Annotated in this window: 1 rRNA gene; it reads left to right on the forward strand. The window is 51.7% G+C overall.

Annotated elements, in window-relative coordinates:
- Nucleotides 1-258: 258 nt before the first annotated feature.
- Nucleotides 259-1077 (forward strand): 16S ribosomal RNA (locus tag QUB10_RS34165); the annotation flags it as partial.

Below are 1077 nucleotides of genomic sequence, written 5' to 3' on the forward strand. Positions count from 1 at the left end.
TTTTGACAAGACGCTGAAAGTTGTGTCATAATTCAAGGCTTCGCTGATCACGGTGAAGCAAGGCGAGAAGATGGTGAAAGCCGCTGATTGCAAGGGTCTTTAAAAATATACAGCCGATAAGCGTGGGCGTTTGAAGGCGATTGCCAAGTTCTTCGGAACTGGTCTTAATTGACCACAAACGCTCATGAGAATAGAAGTGAAGTTCACTTCAATTCCGTTTTTATGAGTTGCTTCGAAAGAAGCAAAAAATTCAAGATCGAACTATAGAGTTTGATCCTGGCTCAGATTGAACGCTGGCGGCATGCCTTACACATGCAAGTCGAACGGCAGCACGGGAGCAATCCTGGTGGCGAGTGGCGAACGGGTGAGTAATGTATCGGAACGTGCCCAGTCGTGGGGGATAACGTAGCGAAAGCTACGCTAATACCGCATACGATCTATGGATGAAAGCGGGGGATCGCAAGACCTCGCGCGATTGGAGCGGCCGATATCAGATTAGGTAGTTGGTGGGGTAAAGGCCTACCAAGCCGACGATCTGTAGCTGGTCTGAGAGGACGACCAGCCACACTGGAACTGAGACACGGTCCAGACTCCTACGGGAGGCAGCAGTGGGGAATTTTGGACAATGGGCGCAAGCCTGATCCAGCAATGCCGCGTGCAGGATGAAGGCCTTCGGGTTGTAAACTGCTTTTGTACGGAACGAAACGGTGAGCTCTAATACAGTTTGCTAATGACGGTACCGTAAGAATAAGCACCGGCTAACTACGTGCCAGCAGCCGCGGTAATACGTAGGGTGCGAGCGTTAATCGGAATTACTGGGCGTAAAGCGTGCGCAGGCGGTGATGTAAGACAGATGTGAAATCCCCGGGCTCAACCTGGGACCTGCATTTGTGACTGCATCGCTAGAGTACGGCAGAGGGGGATGGAATTCCGCGTGTAGCAGTGAAATGCGTAGATATGCGGAGGAACACCGATGGCGAAGGCAATCCCCTGGGCCTGTACTGACGCTCATGCACGAAAGCGTGGGGAGCAAACAGGATTAGATACCCTGGTAGTCCACGCCCTAAACGATGTCAA

Origin of the sequence: Microcoleus sp. B5-D4, from assembly GCF_036705145.1 — a bacterium.
In the GTDB taxonomy this organism is placed as follows: Bacteria; Cyanobacteriota; Cyanobacteriia; order Cyanobacteriales; family Microcoleaceae; genus Microcoleus.